This is a genomic window from Pseudoselenomonas ruminantium (genome assembly GCF_900142515.1).
Lineage (GTDB): Bacteria > Bacillota > Negativicutes > Selenomonadales > Selenomonadaceae > Selenomonas_A > Selenomonas_A ruminantium_D.
Window position 1 is genome coordinate 37,215 of sequence record NZ_FRBC01000003.1, and the last position, 16,294, is coordinate 53,508.

15 protein-coding genes are annotated in these 16,294 nt (G+C 52.0%); 1 reads left to right on the forward strand and 14 read right to left on the reverse strand.

Translation table 11 applies throughout. The features are described 5' to 3' along the window. Positions 1 to 17: 17 nt before the first annotated feature. The 3 genes from BUB68_RS02160 to BUB68_RS02170 form a co-directional block, all read right to left on the reverse strand. Entirely contained in the window at positions 18 to 896 is an 879-nt protein-coding gene (locus BUB68_RS02160; protein ID WP_073088296.1) for a LysR family transcriptional regulator, read from the reverse strand. A gap of 227 nt (positions 897 to 1,123) precedes the next feature. Continuing rightward, entirely contained in the window at positions 1,124 to 1,930 is an 807-nt protein-coding gene (locus tag BUB68_RS02165) for a response regulator (protein WP_073088171.1), read from the reverse strand. Positions 1,931 to 1,932: 2 nt separating this feature from the next. After that, positions 1,933 to 4,722 carry a hybrid sensor histidine kinase/response regulator gene (locus tag BUB68_RS02170; RefSeq protein ID WP_178139445.1) on the reverse strand — a complete coding sequence of 930 codons (2,790 nt, stop codon included), beginning with the start codon at positions 4,720 to 4,722 and terminating at the stop codon, positions 1,933 to 1,935. 37 nt (positions 4,723 to 4,759) lie between these two features. Between BUB68_RS02170 and BUB68_RS15175 the strand changes: the two genes are divergently transcribed. Further along, positions 4,760 to 5,008: a hypothetical protein gene (locus tag BUB68_RS15175; protein WP_178139446.1), complete on the forward strand. Its 249-nt coding sequence runs from the start codon at positions 4,760 to 4,762 to the stop codon at positions 5,006 to 5,008. On the opposite strand, the gene BUB68_RS02180 is transcribed toward BUB68_RS15175, so the two are convergent. From BUB68_RS02180 to BUB68_RS15525, 11 genes are all read right to left on the reverse strand, one after another. After that, positions 4,981 to 5,844, reverse strand: coding sequence for a 4Fe-4S binding protein (locus BUB68_RS02180; RefSeq protein WP_073088174.1), 864 nt, complete (start codon positions 5,842 to 5,844; stop codon positions 4,981 to 4,983). The genes BUB68_RS15175 and BUB68_RS02180 overlap by 28 nt on opposite strands. Before the next feature lie 41 nt (positions 5,845 to 5,885). Beyond that, positions 5,886 to 7,313 carry a sulfate adenylyltransferase subunit 1 gene (locus tag BUB68_RS02185; RefSeq protein WP_073088175.1) on the reverse strand — a complete coding sequence of 476 codons (1,428 nt, stop codon included), beginning with the start codon at positions 7,311 to 7,313 and terminating at the stop codon, positions 5,886 to 5,888. Beyond that, entirely contained in the window at positions 7,313 to 8,131 is an 819-nt protein-coding gene (gene cysD / locus BUB68_RS02190; protein WP_014425867.1) for a sulfate adenylyltransferase subunit CysD, read from the reverse strand. Before cysD ends, BUB68_RS02185 begins: the two co-directional genes overlap by 1 nt. Before the next feature lie 21 nt (positions 8,132 to 8,152). After that, the gene (locus BUB68_RS02195; protein WP_073088176.1) at positions 8,153 to 8,464 is read right to left on the reverse strand and encodes a 4Fe-4S dicluster domain-containing protein; all 312 of its coding nucleotides are present in this window, start codon (positions 8,462 to 8,464) and stop codon (positions 8,153 to 8,155) included. Then, positions 8,461 to 10,140 (reverse strand): adenylyl-sulfate reductase subunit alpha, encoded by a 1,680-nt coding sequence (locus tag BUB68_RS02200; protein WP_073088177.1) that lies wholly within the window; start codon positions 10,138 to 10,140, stop codon positions 8,461 to 8,463. The genes BUB68_RS02195 and BUB68_RS02200 overlap by 4 nt, the downstream gene beginning before the upstream one ends. A 14-nt stretch (positions 10,141 to 10,154) precedes the next feature. Beyond that, positions 10,155 to 11,225 carry an ABC transporter ATP-binding protein gene (locus BUB68_RS02205; RefSeq protein WP_073088178.1) on the reverse strand — a complete coding sequence of 357 codons (1,071 nt, stop codon included), beginning with the start codon at positions 11,223 to 11,225 and terminating at the stop codon, positions 10,155 to 10,157. Further along, entirely contained in the window at positions 11,215 to 12,090 is an 876-nt protein-coding gene (gene cysW, locus BUB68_RS02210; protein WP_014425871.1) for a sulfate ABC transporter permease subunit CysW, read from the reverse strand. The genes BUB68_RS02205 and cysW overlap by 11 nt, the downstream gene beginning before the upstream one ends. A 2-nt stretch (positions 12,091 to 12,092) precedes the next feature. Further along, on the reverse strand, positions 12,093 to 12,917 hold the full coding sequence (cysT, locus tag BUB68_RS02215) for a sulfate ABC transporter permease subunit CysT (RefSeq protein WP_073088179.1): 825 nt from the start codon (positions 12,915 to 12,917) through the stop codon (positions 12,093 to 12,095). A gap of 21 nt (positions 12,918 to 12,938) precedes the next feature. Further along, the gene (locus tag BUB68_RS02220; RefSeq protein ID WP_218587671.1) at positions 12,939 to 13,976 is read right to left on the reverse strand and encodes a sulfate ABC transporter substrate-binding protein; all 1,038 of its coding nucleotides are present in this window, start codon (positions 13,974 to 13,976) and stop codon (positions 12,939 to 12,941) included. A 282-nt stretch (positions 13,977 to 14,258) separates the two neighbouring features. Further along, positions 14,259 to 15,542 carry a flagellar hook protein FlgE gene (locus BUB68_RS02225; protein WP_073088181.1) on the reverse strand — a complete coding sequence of 428 codons (1,284 nt, stop codon included), beginning with the start codon at positions 15,540 to 15,542 and terminating at the stop codon, positions 14,259 to 14,261. A 517-nt stretch (positions 15,543 to 16,059) separates the two neighbouring features. Then, positions 16,060 to 16,194 (reverse strand): hypothetical protein, encoded by a 135-nt coding sequence (locus BUB68_RS15525; protein WP_371914842.1) that lies wholly within the window; start codon positions 16,192 to 16,194, stop codon positions 16,060 to 16,062. Positions 16,195 to 16,294: the final 100 nt, after the last annotated feature.

The window sequence follows — 16,294 nt, forward strand, 5'->3', positions numbered from 1 at the left end:
GAAGAATCCTTGAAAAATCAATAGCTGCGGGTGATTTCCTTCAGATATTTTATCAACAGGCGTTCATCATCATAGACCTGGCGTCCCTTCCTGGTGACAATGCCGGAATTGATATAGAAGGGTTCCTGCATAGGAATGACCACCAAATCATCCCGCTGCAGGATTGCCTGTCTGGTCAGAAAGGTAGAGCCGATGCCAGCCCGGACCAAGTTCTTGATGGTATGGAGATAAGGAGAATAATGGACGACCTGAGGTTTGTAGTTTTCCTGAGCATACATATCATGAACCATGCGGTAGACGAAGAAAGAACTATCCAATAGAACGAGAGGTTCCTCCACGACATCGGCCAATGTGACAGAGTCCTTCGCGGCCAATGGATTCTGCGGGCTGGTCACGAGACAGCATTCGCAAGCGAAGAGCTTCTCATAATTGAGCTTCTGGCTGAATCCGTCTTCATAATTCGTAAAGGCGATATCCAGCTTCTCCTCCTCCACCATATGCAAAGCAGAGATACCGCCGGATTCGATGATATCCAGACGGATTTCCGGATGGGCCGCGCGGAACTCCCCCAATATCCTGGGCAGGAACTGCGTGCCCAATTGCAACGGCATGGCCATGCGGATATGATTGCGGTTATGGGCCATATCCTGGATTTCGTCATCCAGCCTGTCCAATTGGTCTAAAATGTGTTTGACTTTGCCAAGTAATTTATTGCCCTCATTGGTGATAATGATTTTCCGTCCCTCACGATGAAACAGGTTCAACCCCGTCTCTGCTTCCAACGTCTGCATGGCCACGCTGATGGTCGGCTGGGAAACATGGAGGTGTTCTGCCGCCTTGGTTATGTTCTGCCATTGGCAGACCTCATAGAAATATCGCATCTGTATCAGTGTCATAATCTGCTCCTTTTTATCAACAGACAAGCTTCTCTTTGCCCTCATTATAGCGCAAAGGATGCGCAAAACATAGAAAAATATTATAGCTCCCCCTATGAGAGACAGTAAAAAATAAAACTGTCATCATAGGGGGAGCATATCACTGAAAGGGGCAGCTTTCTATGTTTTTCTACAGCCTCTTTTTATGTTAAACGCCATGAGAATGCCGAAGCCGTTTTCGCACGGATTCAGCCATTTTTCCACTGTCCACTGGCAAAGAAATGCTCCAACAGTGCCACAAGGTCTTCTCGGGTTACAGATTTCAACAAATACCCCTGTGGTTTCAAATGCATGGCATCCATGACACTGGCGCGATCGGAATGGCCAGTCAGGAACACCACCGGAATCCCTGCCGTCTTTTCTTCCTTCCGCAGTTCTTCCAACACCTGCGTTCCAGGCATGACGGGCATATCATAGTCCAGCAGGATGAGTTCCGGCTGGCTTTTGGCCGCAATGGACACGGCCATCATACCGGTCTTGACGGCCGTTACCTGATACTTGTCCCCCAACCATTGCTGAACCATCTTCAAAAACATGACATCATCATCACATAGCAGCAGATGGTGTTTTGCCTCAACCGGGGATGCCTGTCGGAGAGCAGATCCAGTTTTCAACGCACTTCGTTTTAACGCCAGGTCAGCAATCTGGCGGGCCACATCCGGCACTTCAAAAGGACGGGAAAATTCCGCCGCGATAGAAGCCATATCCACCTGCCTTTCCACTACCTCCAGCTCATCCGGATAACCAATCACACAAAAGAATATACCCTCTTTATCACACTTGTCTGCCAGACAGGACAATACCTGTATATCATCCTTGACCTGCTCATTGGCATAAAACAACACCAAAAGAGTCTGCTCTTTGGTAATACCGGCAATATGCTCCATCTCAAGTTTACTATAACGGACCTCAAGATTTTCCTTTTTCAACAGACCTTCGATTGACCCCAATATGAACGATGTGCCCTGACTAAAGATAAGAATCTCATTTTTCATGATCAAGCGTCTCCTTTACCCTGTGGAATGATATCTGGTAACTTGTCATAATCGAACTGCGCGACCGCCTCGCAAATGGCTGCTACACGTGCCTGTTCTTCCTTTGGGATCTGATAATCCCCCAAACTCCCGGTCACTTCATCAACCCGCTGCAAGTCACCGTCCTCCAGTGCTGTCTGTATCTGCCTATATGCCTCACGCAATTCATCAACGGCAATCAGCGGCCTGCTCGCACGGACAGGCTGCGGCTCCGCCAACAGAAGCGAAATCTTGTCCCCAAGTGCCCTGCACCTTGCCAGGAACCCGTCCAGATCTGCCTGCAAGACCTGCTTGTCGCCGGCTTTTCCAGCATCTTCCAGTCTCTGTGCCAGAACGCTGAGTTCCTGCGCGCCAATGATGCGGGAAGTGCTTTTAAGGGCATGTATCCTGATGGTCGCATTTTCTATATCACCTGCCTGCTGCAAGGCTTCTATCTCAGTTGCATAGCCACCGACGCTATTGCCATAGGTTTTCAGCGTCGACCGATACGTTTCCAGGGAACCACAGTTCTGCAAGCCCACAGCCGGGTCGATCTCCGGTATCTCGCGCAGGAACGCCGGCAATTCCTCGGAGTTTTCTTTGGGGTCCGCCTCTGCCACGACCTTTACTTTTTCCGTAGGCAACAGATGCATAAGCATTTCCTCCAGATGATCCGGCTTGATCGGTTTGGTCAGATAATCATCAAAGCCAGCGGCCATGTATTCCTCCCGCGCGCCGGAAACCGCATTGGCAGTCAGGCAGATGATCTTCCCCTTTTGATTGGGATTATCCGCATCTGCCCGGATTTCCTTGAGGGTTTCTATGCCATTCTTACCGGGCATCATATGGTCGAGAAAGATCACATCATACTTTTTTGTCTTTGTCGCTGCGATTCCCTTATCACCGTTGTCAGCCGTATCGACCTGCACCTGTGTCCGCTTGAGCAGGCTGCTGAAAACATCGAGATTGAGCGGCATATCGTCTACCACCAACAGCATCGCATCCGGCGCAATGAACTTCTCGTGATACTTCTTGTGGGCAGCCAAAGCCGCCTTGCCCCCCTGCTTATAATCCCCCAGCGGCGTGTCCTTCACCACACCCTGCCGTACAGCAAAACGGAAGACAGAGCCCTTGCCATAGGTACTGCTTACCTCCAGATAAGAATCCATCATCGCCAGCAGCCGCTGGGTAATGCTCATGCCCAGACCTGTCCCTTCTATATGGCTATTGCGTGCCTCCTCAATGCGTTCAAACTGGGCAAACAGTTTGGGCAGGTCCTCCTCTTTGATGCCGATTCCCGTGTCTTCCACGGCAACCTTCAGCAGGATTTCCCCCGGCTCTGTCTGAACGAAATCGACATGGAAGGTCACGATTCCCCGCTCTGTGTACTTTACCGCATTCGTCAGCAGATTGGTGATAACCTGTTTCAAGCGTATACCATCACCAAAAAGCTTTGCCGGTATCCCGGGGTTGAAGTCCACCACCATGGACAACCCCTTGGCCTCAGCCCGTCCTCCCACCATGTTCACTAAATCATTCAACAGGGAAGATAGATCGTATTCCACGGGAATGATCTCCATTTTCCCCGCCTCGATCTTGGAAAAATCCAAGATATCGTTGACCAGGCTCAAGAGGGTTGTTCCCGCAGTTTCCACATTCGCCGCATAGGTAAGGATATTCTTGCTGTCACATTCCCGCAGGATCATCTCATTCATGCCCAAGATCGCATTGATGGGCGTGCGTATCTCATGTGACATATTGGAAAGAAATGAAGATTTGGCCTTGCTTGCCGCTACGGCATTCAACTTATCCTGCAATTGCCGGTTGGATTTTTCCATGATATATCCCAACACCAGCACCATCACAAGTACCACCACGATAGTGGCAGCCAGCAGCATCTTCAAAGGGGCAAATACGCTGGTTGTCTCCTGAATGGACCAGGAGCGCCAATCATTGATAATAGGTGCCGTATAGACAATGTAGTTATTGCCCTTATAGTTGATTTCAAAAAAGTCCTGTTGGGCCTTCTCTTCTGCAGCGGCAATCGCATCCCAAAAGGAACTGCCACCTGACGCATCATATTTTTTTCCCACCTCATCCGGGTCGGAATGGGCAATAACCGTGTTTTCATCATCAAGGATCACGACATAATCCGATCCCCCCTCAGCCTGCGCGACCTCAGCCAGCATCTTTTCCATCCGTTCAAGCGTAATATCCATCGCCACGACGCTTTTGCCATCGGCCAGCAATTTCACTATGGATATCACCCGCTTGTTGGTGAACGCATCCTCATAACCTGCCACCAACCCCACATTACCACCAGCCTTCATGGCTGTAACATACCAGGGCCGTTCCTGAGGGTTGAAAGATGTATCCATATCAGCCGTAAACATGCCATAACTGTCCACATAAGCATATAGGCCGGTAGTATTTTCCAGCACCGTACTGGTCACCGCGATGGTCTGTTTAGCCAAATATTTGCGGAATTCTTCAGGACTACGATTCTTGGCCAGCATCTTGTCCATAGTATAGGCCGTCAATTGAATAGCATTCATGCTGACCGCCAGATAATCCCGCACCTGATCAGCCGTAGACCAGGCAGACATCTGCTCATGTTTTATGATATTCGTACGCTTCTCATTATAGAGCATAGTATAATACGACAGAATGATGCCCACGAAAAAGAGAATGATCACTACCGAAATCAGCATATTCTTCAGTGTAGCAGTCCTATACTCTTTATTTTCCAAAAGCTGTTTCAAGCGAACAAACACAATGGATCCACCTCCCAGGGAAACCATAGGAGTCTTCTTGGTCAAATGGAAGTACGCGCCAGACTCTTTGTTACCGGATAAAATTCGACAACAGACTGCCCGGTTCCTGCTGAAAAACACAATCACACAGCCGGACAGCTGCACCATCATCACCTGTCTTAAAAAATCCGCTAAGATCACGAAAAAAAAAACGATTGTTGCACGTGCAACAATCGTTTTTTTATATCCTTTTGCCCAAACGAATAACAGCAAGATTGCTTATTCAGCTGCTGCCTTGATGACCTGACGGAACTCATCCCAGCCAATCCTGTCCAGCAGATTGCGGAAGCGTTCGCCCTTCTTGCCGTGCTGTTCAAAGTAATCCAGTGCAGCATCCAGGGTCTTATAGAGCTTGTCTTCGCCGTAGATGATGGGCGTGAACTTCTTGCCCACGGCAATGCGGTTGCCGTAGAGGCCGCCGAAGGACACAGCAAAGCCGATTTTTTTCTCCCAGGCACCGAAGCTGCAGCTCTTGATGCACTTGCCACAATAGACGCACTTGCGATGGTTCCAGGTGATTTTCTTGTTTTCCCTGTCCATAGCCAGCGCGCCCTGCGGGCAGATCTTGACGCAGGCACCGCAGAATTTGCAGCTGTCATGCTGCCATACAGGCTTTACGGCACCCTTGACGCCAATGTCGTTTTCCTCGGTCTTGAGGCAGTTATTATGGCAGCCCGTGAAGCCCACCTTGAACTTATGGGGCAGGCTGCGGCCGGCGTAACGCTCGGCGAATGACTCGGCAAGTCTGCTGGTATCGATAAGGCCCGAACGGCAAATGGCACAGCCCTGACAAGCCGTGATGGTGCGCACCTGGGCACCGCAGAAGCCCGTGGCCAGACCGCCTGCCGCCAACGTTTTCTTGACATCTTCAATATCCTTTTCCTTGATAAAGGGAATCTCGATGCCCTGACGAGAGGTCAGATGCACATAGCCCTCGCCGAATTTTTCCGCCACTTCCTGCACGGTCTGCAGCTGGGCGGCAGTGAATTTGCCCCCCACGCTCTTCAGGCGCATAGAAAAACACCCGGGTTGCTTCTGCTGCATAAAGCCGTGGGCTTTCAGCTCCTTGTAATCGTATGCCATAATATCTGCTCTCCCCTAAATATTTTTTCTCTATTATACGCTCAAATACCCTCGCCGTCTATGCCGCTGAATACTTCCCGCTCCGTGCGTTCCAGACGGACGATTTCGCCGTCCTTGACCACCACGATGAGTTCGCCGTTCTGGGGCAGGTGGTTCATGATATAGCGCATGGCTTTCTGGGAGAATTCTCCCTGCTGTTCCTTCTCGGCCCCGAGCACGATGCCTCCACCGGCCACATCATAGCCGTCCACCAATACGAAGCGGCCCGTAGCCTGATAGTCCTGGAAGCGGTCAAAGGCGATTTCCTCTTTGAGTTTCAGGATGACTTCAGCCACATCATTCAGGCGGATTTCCTTGACGGTTTCCGCCGCCCGCTGGTCAAGGCTAGAGGCATCGATAATCTTTTCAATGCTCTCCACCTGAGCTTCCACTTCCTGCGTGCCCAATTTCAGCTTATAGCGGCGATTGAGCTTCAGGGAATTCTTGCCCAGCCAGAACAGGGACACCCGCAGGCGCTTGCCCGTCAAGGGCGGCGTATCGGCAGCCCGGGTGATGATCTCGCCCCGCTGGTTGAAGAACTCGTCGGCTACCTGAATGCCCGTGGAAGCGCCGGCACTGGCCTCTTCCACCTTGTCCTTGGACTGCCAGTACGGGAACGCCACGACCTTCGTCTTGCGGCCGCCGGGATAGATGGCAATCTCGTCTCCAACTGCCAGCTGACCAGCTTCGATACGCCCCGCAATGATGCGGCGGGAATCGAATTTATAGACATCCTGAATGGGCAGGCGCAGGGCCTTGCTCACAGCCGCCTGTTCCCCTTCCAAAAGGTCGAGGGCTTCGAGCAGGGTTTCGCCCTTGTACCATTCCATATGCTCCGAATGGCTGGCGATATTGTCCCCCTGTAACCCCGAGACAGGAATATATTTCAGCGGATAAACACCCAGTTCCGCCAAGAATGCGCCCATCTCATGCTTGATTTTCACGAAGGAGGTTTCAGCGTAGCCTGCCAAGTCCATCTTATTGACCAGCACATATACCTTCTTGATGCCCAAAAGGCTCAACATATAGGCATGGCGGCGGCTCTGCTCCTGCACGCCCTGCTTGCCGTCCACAATCAGGAGTGCCGCTTCAGCACCGGCGGCGCCAGAAATCATGTTCTTCAAAAATTCCTTGTGGCCCGGCGCGTCGATGATCACATAATCCCGCTTGGCTGTGGAGAACTGGATGCGGGTGGTGTCGATGGTGATGCCCTGCTGCTGTTCCTCCTCAAAGGCATCCAGAAGATAGGCGTACTCGAAGGGCTTGCCCGTGTCGTGAGCAATCTTGGCCACCTTATCGATGGCCCCCTGGGGCAGGGAATCCGTGTCGTAGAGGAGCCTGCCGATAACGGTGGACTTGCCGTGGTCCACATGGCCCACCACCACGATATTCAAACCGGCTTCTTTATGATTATGTTCTGTATTGCTCATTACATATACCCCTCTTTCCGCAGTTTCTGCATGGCGTAGGAATCCTCCTGATCCTGCTTGCGCCCTGCCCGCTCACTGGTGGTGGTGTGCTTCAGTTCCTCAATAATTTTGTCCAGCGTGTCCGCATTGGACTTAATCTGGCCCGTGCAGCAGGCGCAGCCCAACGAGCGGTAGCGCTTGCCGTTCTTGGCAAAGTACAAATCGATGATGGGAATGTTCTCCCGGCGTATGTACTCCCAGATATCCAGCTCATTCCAGGCCAGCAGGGGATGGACGCGGATATGGTGGCCTTTCGGGAAATCCGTCTTGAACTGGTCCCAAAGCTCCGGCGGCTGGTTGGCATAATCCCAGGCATCATCCTCCTTGCGCTCACTGAAGACACGCTCCTTGGAACGGGAACCTTCCTCATCCCGTCGCACGCCCACAATCAAGCCGTCAAAGCCGTATTCCTTCACCACCTGCTTGAGCCCCTCGGTCTTCAAGGCCTGGCAGCAGGCCAACCTGCCCTTGTCCGGGCCCATGCCGGCATCGATGGCCGCCTGATTGGTATGAACAATCAAATCCAGATTGAGTTCCTTAGCCACCCGGTCACGATACTCAATCATCGCGGGAATCTTGTGCTTCGTATCCACATGGATGAAGGGAAACGGGCAATGGCCGTAAAAGGCCTTCTTCGCCAGCCACAGCAGGACGGTGGAGTCCTTGCCGATGGACCAGAGCATGCCCAACTTCCCTAATTTCTTATAAGCCTCCCGCAGGATATAGATGCTTTCGGCTTCCAATCTGTCTAACTTATCTGCTGTTTCTGTCTGCGCCATAATGCTCCCCTACTTTTCTATTCAATATTTATTGGCTTCCTGCTTGACCGTGACAATCTCATCAGAGCTGCCATCCGGCCAAAGCATCTGCCATTTGATTTCTCGTTCATTGTTTTGGGCATAGAGCCTGCCGCCACTGCCGCCAAGGTCCGCCGCCAGATAATAATAGATAGCCTGACGGGGGCACTCCTTGACGCAGGCGGTGCAGCCCCAGCAATCCCGCACATCGCGAATATGGGCTTTTCCTTCCCACAACTTTAGCAAGTTGCCGGGGCAGGCCTCCGTGCAGAGGCCGCAGCCTACGCACTTGTCTTTTTCAATGGCGATACTCATCCCACCGCCTCCTTGCTTTCAGACTCAACCAAAGGACGGCGGATAATCTTCACTTCGCCTTGTTCCAGACGGGAATTGATGAAAAGCTGATATTCCTCCCGCCGCTCCGGGTAGTCCAGATGCTCCCCAAAAGCATGCCAGCGGGTTTCCTGCCGGGCTGCCAGATGGGCAATCAAGGCCTTGCAGACCAGCAGCCGCTCCCGCAGTTCAAAAATCTTCAAGAGGCCATAGAAATCGGCCGCCCGCAGCTTGTCGCTGAGTTTTGTCAATCGCTCAATATGCTTGCGGGCGATACGCAGGGAGCTTTCACTGTAGCCATAATGACTCTTGATGCCTCCGGCGTATTCATCCATGGCCTGCTGCATGGCTTCTTCGAGACTTTCCACGGTGTAGTTTCCTTCTGAACTTCCCTCCATGAAAGTCTCCACTTGCTTGATGATATTTTCCTGCACCTCTGCGTCAATCCCGCTCTTACCCGCCTGCCGGGCAAAGGCTGCTGCCGCGCGGGCGGCGATTTCCCCTTCCACAAAGGAGCCGGTCACGTATTTCTGCGGACAACCTCCGGCCACATCCCCGGCAGCAAAGAGCCCCGGCAGAGTCGTTGACCGGTCATTGCCGATCCAGTAGCCGCTGGCAGTATGACCTCCCACCACATAGGGCTCAGAACCTTCGATTTCCACATCGTAATCCCGGGGATTCAGGCCGCTCTCCCGCCAAAAGAGGGTTTGAGCCGGGGCCATATTGAGATAGGCCCGCTCCAAAGCCGCCGCCTGTTCCAGCGTGATGCCCTTGGTGCCCAGATAACAGGGCCCATGGCCCGCCAAGTTTTCCTTGACCACTGCCCAGAGCCGCTCCGCCGTGGTGTTGCCATATTTATCCTGATACTTCTCCCCACGGGAATTCACCTGCGGTGCGCCCACCCCCTGAGCAATGGTGCCCGTAGGCGCGATGGTGCCCTTACACCTGAGGGCGATAAACCGCATCTCGAAGGTGGTCATCTCCGCCCCGGCCCGCAGGCCCATGGCATAGCCCGCTCCGGTATTAAAGGGACTGTACCACATCTTGTGCCGGGAAGTTCCCGGATGGTTGGGCTGGTAAAGCCCCGCTGCTCCGCCCGTGGCACAGATAACCGCCCCCGCGCTGATGATGACGGCTTCCTCTTTGGCAAGGTCGATGCCCCAGGCTCCCCTGACCCGGCCATCTTCCACCAGATAGTCCACTATATTGATATGGTTCAGCACTTTGACATTTGCCTTGTCCTGTACGGCCTTTGCTAATATCGGCTTGATATTTTCCCCATTTATCTTGATATTGCGCCAGCCCCGGGAGGCATAGCTGCCATCGGGATTCTTCTGAATCACCAGCCCCAGTTTTTCCAGCTTGGCAGTGACTTCATTGAGCCCCTCACTCATGGAGAGCAACAAGTCCTCCCGCACGATGCCCGCCGCATCTTCCTTGGCGTAATCGGCATAATCCTGTGGCGTATGCCCCGGCGTGATATAGGCGTTCAGGGCGTTTACCCCTGCCGCCAGACAGCCGCTGCGCTTGATATTGGCCTTGTCCGCCAACAGCACGTCCAGCCCCGGATACTCCTCCCCCAGAGTAAGGGCCGCATAACAGCCTGCCGCTCCACCGCCGATGATCAGGATATCGCTTTGCTCATTTCTGACTTTCATTCGCCTCATCTACCTTAAATAACTACGGATTCCTTCTGCTTGGCCCGGTTTTCGATAATCCGGGTCCTGCCTGCTTCCAAACTGTAAATGCGGTGGATAAAGGCCAAAGCCTTGTCCCCGGCCTGCAACGGTGCTTTTTCCAGACTGCGGTGTGCCCGCAATATCTGCCCCCGCACCTCGATATCCACCGCTACGGAACTGCCCCGGAAGTAGGTAGCCTTCACCGTTCCCCGCTCAGCGCCCAAAGGCAAGGAAATCTCCTTCTCGTCCTTGGCCAGCTCGATAAACTCAGGACGGATAATGCCCTGATGGCTTCCTCCTTTTTCCTCAGCAGTAAAGCCTTTGAACTGGGTATAGTCCTCCACTTTGACGGACTCACCGATAAAATCTGCCACAAAGGGCGTCTGGGGTGCCTGATAGATTTCCAAAGGGCTCCCCGCCTGTTCGATGCGGCCATTGTTGACGATAATGATCTTATCGGCCACTTCCACCGCCTCGTCCTGGTCATGTGTCACAAAGAGACTCGTGATACCTAAGTTATGGATGGCCTCCCTGAGCCAGCTGCGCAGTTCCTTGCGGACTTTCGCATCAATGGCGGCAAAGGGCTCATCCAACAATAGCAGGCTCGGGCTCGGTGCCAACGCCCGGGCAAAGGCCACCCGCTGGCGCTGGCCGCCGGATAGCTGCAAGGGATAGCGCTTGGCCACCTGACTTAGCCCGGTAAGTTCCAGCAGTTCATCGGTACGAACCTTTATCTTGTGGCTGTCCTCCTTCTGCACCCGCAGGCCGAAGGCGATATTGTCCCGCACCGTCATATGGCGGAACAGGGCATAGTTCTGAAACACGAAGCCGATGCCCCGCTCCCGGGCGGGCAAATCGTTGACCCGCCGTCCCGCAATCAGGATATCGCCCTTGTCCGGCTTTTCCAGACCTGCCAGCATGCGCAGCAAGGTGGTCTTGCCGCTGCCCGAAGGCCCCAAGAGTCCTGCCAGTTCCCCCTTGGCCACGCCGAAGCTGGCATCATTTGCGGCCTTGAAGCCGTTAAAGCTCTTCTCGATATGTTTCAGTTCCACTTCATACTTCATGGTCATCCTTCCTTTCCATGCGCCATTCCACGAAATTGCGCAGAATCAGTACCAGGACTGCCAGCCCCACCAGAATGGAGGACACGGCAAAGGCCGCGGTAAAATTGTACTCATTGTAGAGGATTTCGATATGCAAAGGCAGGGTGTTGGTCTTGCCCCGGATATGGCCCGAGACTACCGACACGGCCCCGAATTCCCCCATGGCCCGGGCGGTACAGAGGATGATGCCGTACATCAGCCCCCATTTGATATTCGGGAGGGTTATCTGCCAGAAAATCCGCCAGCCACTAGCCCCCATCAGCGCCGCCGCTTCCTCCTCGTCCCGGCCCTGGCCCTCCATCACGGGAATGATGCTCCGGGCAATAAAAGGAAGCGTCACAAAGATGGTGGCCAGCACGATACCTGGCACCGCAAAAACCACGGCGATATGATAAGCCTGCAAGGTATCATAGAAGGGACTGAGCCTGCCAAACAACATGATGAAAAACAAGCCCGCTACTACCGGCGACACCGCAAAAGGCAAATCAATGATGGACCCCAGCAAAGTCTTGCCCCGGAAGTCAAACTTCGTCAGCAGCCAGGCCGCCGCCAGCCCGAAGATGGTGTTGGACACTACCGAGAGCACCGTGGCCTCAGCCGTCAGCCAGAGGGCCTTGCGGGCAAAAGGCTCATTGAGAGCCGCAAGATAGGCATTCCAGCCCTTGCCCAGAGCCTCCACCCCGATAAGGATCAGGGGCAGGATCATCATGACCACGAGAAAGGCTGCGCCCGTCAGGATCAGTGACCACTTGACGATTGTTTCGGTTTTGAGGAATCTGCTCTGGCTACCAGCCACAGGCTTTGCCAATTTTGTCACCGCTTCCATCCTTACGCCCCCTGTCTTTGCAAACGATAACGCTGATAGCCGTTGAGAACCAAAAGCACCAACAACGACATGGCCAGCATCACGATGGCCACGGCAGCAGCCGCCTGATAGTCAAACTGCTCCAGCTTGGTCATGATGAGCAACGGCGCAATCTCCGTTTCAAAAGGCACATTGCCCGCAATGAAGACCACGCTGCCATACTCCCCAATGCCCCGGGAAAAGGCCAGGGCAAAACCGCTGACGAGCGGCGTGATGAGCTCCGGCAAAATTACCTTCCGGAAGGTCAGGAATTTTCCTGCCCCCAAAAGCGCCGCCGCTTCTTCCAAAGAGCCATCCAAATCTTTCAGCACCGGCTGGACGCTGCGGGCCACAAAAGGTATGCCCACAAAGACCAAGGCAATCGTGATGCCCACTGCGGAAAAGGCCGTCGGTATGCCCAGCTGATAGAAGAATCTTCCCAGCCAGCCTGTCTCCACATAAAGGGTGGTCAGGGCTATGCCTGCCACCGCCGTGGGCAGGGCAAAGGGCAAATCAATCAGCCCGTCCATCAGTCGCTTGCCGGGAAAATCGTAACGCACCAGCACCCAAGCCAACAGCAGTCCGAAGACCGCATTGATGATTGCCGCCGCCAGGGCACAGCCGAAACTGAGCAGATAGCCATGCACCATGCGGTAATCCGTCACCTGCCGAATGAAATCCTGCCCGCTCATATCGCTGGCATAGAGCACGAAAGCACTCAGCGGCAGCAGCACCAGCAAAGACAGATAGAAAAACACGATTCCCATGGTCAGATGGCCACCTGGTATAACCTGCCCAGTCCTGCCCATATTTATTCCTCCCTCGTAAAATTACTTCTTGTAAATCTGGTCAAAGGTGCCGCCATCAGCAAAATGTTCCTTCTGGGCCTTCGTCCAGCCGCCGAACTTGTCGTCAATGGTAAAGAGCTTCAGTTCCGGGAACTGCTGCTTATACTTCTCGAAGACAGCCTTGTTGCGGGGACGATAGAAGTTCTTGGCGGCAATCTCCTGGCCTTCCGGCGAATAGAGATAATTGATGTAGGCTTCGGCCACCTTGCGGGTGCCCTTCTTGTCCACTACCTTGTCCACGATAGCCACAGACGGCTCGGCCAGAATGGAGATGGACGGTGCCACAATCTCGTAATCCGGGGAATCCTTCAGGGTAATCAGTGCTTCATTTTCCCAAGCAATCAGCACATCGCCTTGACCGCGCTGCACAAAGCTGGTGGTGGCGCCGCGAGCGCCGGAATCAAGGGCCACGACGTTCTGGAAGAGCTTCTTGACGAAAGCCTTTACCTGCCCTTCATCGCCATTGAACTTCTCCCGGGCGTATTCCCAGGCCGCCAGATAATTCCAGCGAGCACCGCCGGAGGTCTTGGGGTTCGGCGTGACGATCTTCACATCATCACGGGCGAGGTCATCCCAGTCATGGATGTTCTTGGGATTGCCCTTGCGCACGAGGAATACGATGGTTGACGTATAGGGCGCAGAATTGTCTGGGAACTTCTTGAGCCAGTCCTTTTCGATAAGGCCAGCTTGAGCGATTTCGTCCACATCATAGGCCAAAGCCAGCGTCACCACATCGGCTTCCAGTCCCTCAATCACGGAGCGGGCCTGCTTGCCGGAACCGCCGTTGGATTGACGGAACTCGATATCCTGACCGCTGGCCTTCTTCCATTCTCCCGTGAATACCTGATTGAACTCCGCATAGAGTTCCCGGGTGGGATCATAGGACACATTCAGGAACTCACTGGCCGCCTTGCCGTCTTCCCCACCGGCTGCCGACTCATCCCCGCAGCCTGCAAACAGGCCTGCGGCCGCCACAAGCCCCAAAGCTAAACTCGCTGCTTTCCACCACTTCTTCATCATGAATTCCCCCTCAAAAATAGATATGATTGCTTATTTATAAAACAAGAGGTTCCACAAACAGCCCTGCAGGGCAATCTGTGGAACCTCCAATTTTTTTGGTCAGTTCACTGAACCATGTGCATATGTAACACTTCTTCGCTATGCTTGCGTTGATGATGACATTTATGTTACACTATTACACCTATTATGTCAATAGGTGTAATAAATAATCACAGAAATACTTTTCATACTATCATTACATTCCCCTTGGTTAGCAGAATGGATAATTTTCCTCCGACACTTTTAACGCTTCATGTTTATGGCTGTTTCCGTCAGTTCGTCACTAACAGTTATTGTTTTAGCATTAGACTGGAAACCACGCTGTGTTATAATCATATCCGCAAATTCATTTGCCACATTCACATTCGACATCTCCAAAGCCCCTGGTGTCAGGACAGTACCAAACTCTCCTGCTTTAATCGTTAGAGGCTTACCTGAATTGGCACTTTCCTGATAAAGACTCTTACCAGTCTTTAAAAGACCTGCCGAATTGCTAAAATGTGCCAATGCCACCTGCGCCTCAGAACGACGCGTACCATCCGTGTATATGCCCGTAATTATTCCGGAGGAATCAATTTGAATTTCTTTTAACGTAGCATCACTACCACCGATACTTTCCGTTAAAGGTAAGTCCAATGTAAACGTAATATCATTTTTTCCATCCGTTATAGTAATTGTATTACTACCAGCCACAGCTCCACCGGGTTTTAGAACCCAATTTGATTTATACTTATCACTATCCATACTAATGGCTTTATATGTTTTACCATCAATTGTGATAGTGAGCGGATATTGCTTCGTTACACTCCCCATGGTCAAAATATCGTATGTTTGAAAATATACATCTGTTCCCTTCGCAACTTCAAATGTAGCTGCTGGTATAATTTGGACCGTTGCACCTTTGCCATCTTGGTCTACAATATCTGCAGTCTGGGCACCAAGTAGAACATCATCTTTAAAACTCCACTTTTTTCCATTGTCAGGAATCCCACTTATACGAAATTCTTTCCCTCCAAATTCGACACTAAAAGACTCATCCGCAAGCGGCTGACCTATTGTTATTTTTATATTCTCTATTCCACCAGTCGTGTCAATTACACCTTTGCTTGCCATCCATCCCTGCACAAAATGACCACTACCCGGCAGTACATAGTTTCCTGTCGCATCAAGGTCGAAGACACCGTCACGGGTGTAATAAGTTTCATTTCCTCCCCTTACTATAAACAAGCCATCCCCCGAAAGGCACAGGTCAGTGTTTTTACCGGTCATCATAGGCGCACCATCTTTGAAAATAAGGTCTGTACTTGCTGTTTGGGTTCCCAGACCAATCTGAGTGGGATTTGTACTTCCTACGTTTCCATTAGAAGCGGCGGCACCTTTAATATTTTGTGATAGAATATCGGCAAATGTTGTGCGGCTGGATTTGTAACCTACTGTATTAACATTGGAAATATTATTACCAACAGTATCCATTTTGCTTTGATGATTTTTAAGTCCTGACGCCCCAGTATACAACGAACGAATCATAATAACATTCCTCCCTGAATTATCGAACCACTATATGTTCATCGCTTGTCATCAGATTTACTGTTACCAATAGGCGTAAATAATGCCATCGTATAATTTACGCTCCCAAAATCCTTGATTTTCACGCATGCCACTCCATTTTTGGCACACTTCGACAAGGTTCCCCCATATCCCTGCTGAAAATCATTATTTTTTACATAAGCCAATCCATGTATTGTTATCGAAAGGGAAGTATCCCTTAGAAAATTTATTCTTGACACAGTCCTTGGGCTCATGTATCTTAAAGGCAAGAGAATATATGGTTACTACGAGTGGCTGTAGCCATCCCTTCCGTTGGGGACAATAAAGATACAGCGGAGTTGACCGTCGGTGAAGGTAGGGAAATTTACCGCTGCTCGAAGATAGGGAGAATTGTGTTGGCAAATCTCCCTATCTTCTTAAGAAAAAGAACAAGCATCATAGCAAAAAAGTGCTGAGATTGTAAAGTCTCAGCACTTTTGACGTATAAACATTTTCCTCAAATAAAATACTCGATGGTTTTCTCTGGCGTAAGTTTGGTGCGGGTGTCAAAGAGCAGCACGGCTTCCCGCTCATCCATAGCCCCCAGCGCATAGGGGCCGTCGTCCTCGCGGTTGAAGCAGTAAAAGGGCATCCACCATCAAGCTGTTCTCCCCCATATACACCGACCTGCCGGATAGATTTCGCTTATTTTTCCACCTGCCCCAGATAGCTCAGATCATAATTCACCTGCA

Bases quoted from the DNA above. Each gene is read 5' to 3' on its own strand.
- BUB68_RS02180 (WP_073088174.1), bottom strand. From the start codon at position 5,844: ATGGCATACGATTACAAGGAGCTGAAAGCCCACGGCTTTATGCAGCAG.
- BUB68_RS15525 (WP_371914842.1), bottom strand. From the start codon at position 16,194: ATGCCCTTTTACTGCTTCAACCGCGAGGACGACGGCCCCTATGCGCTG.
- BUB68_RS02160 (WP_073088296.1), bottom strand. From the start codon at position 896: ATGACACTGATACAGATGCGATATTTCTATGAGGTCTGCCAATGGCAG.
- cysW (WP_014425871.1), bottom strand. From the start codon at position 12,090: ATGGAAGCGGTGACAAAATTGGCAAAGCCTGTGGCTGGTAGCCAGAGC.
- BUB68_RS02205 (WP_073088178.1), bottom strand. From the start codon at position 11,225: ATGAAGTATGAAGTGGAACTGAAACATATCGAGAAGAGCTTTAACGGC.
- BUB68_RS02195 (WP_073088176.1), bottom strand. From the start codon at position 8,464: ATGAGTATCGCCATTGAAAAAGACAAGTGCGTAGGCTGCGGCCTCTGC.
- BUB68_RS02220 (WP_218587671.1), bottom strand. From the start codon at position 13,976: ATGATGAAGAAGTGGTGGAAAGCAGCGAGTTTAGCTTTGGGGCTTGTG.
- BUB68_RS02225 (WP_073088181.1), bottom strand. From the start codon at position 15,542: ATGATTCGTTCGTTGTATACTGGGGCGTCAGGACTTAAAAATCATCAA.
- BUB68_RS02185 (WP_073088175.1), bottom strand. From the start codon at position 7,313: ATGAGCAATACAGAACATAATCATAAAGAAGCCGGTTTGAATATCGTG.
- cysT (WP_073088179.1), bottom strand. From the start codon at position 12,917: ATGGGCAGGACTGGGCAGGTTATACCAGGTGGCCATCTGACCATGGGA.
- BUB68_RS02165 (WP_073088171.1), bottom strand. From the start codon at position 1,930: ATGAAAAATGAGATTCTTATCTTTAGTCAGGGCACATCGTTCATATTG.
- cysD (WP_014425867.1), bottom strand. From the start codon at position 8,131: ATGGCGCAGACAGAAACAGCAGATAAGTTAGACAGATTGGAAGCCGAA.
- BUB68_RS02200 (WP_073088177.1), bottom strand. From the start codon at position 10,140: ATGAAAGTCAGAAATGAGCAAAGCGATATCCTGATCATCGGCGGTGGA.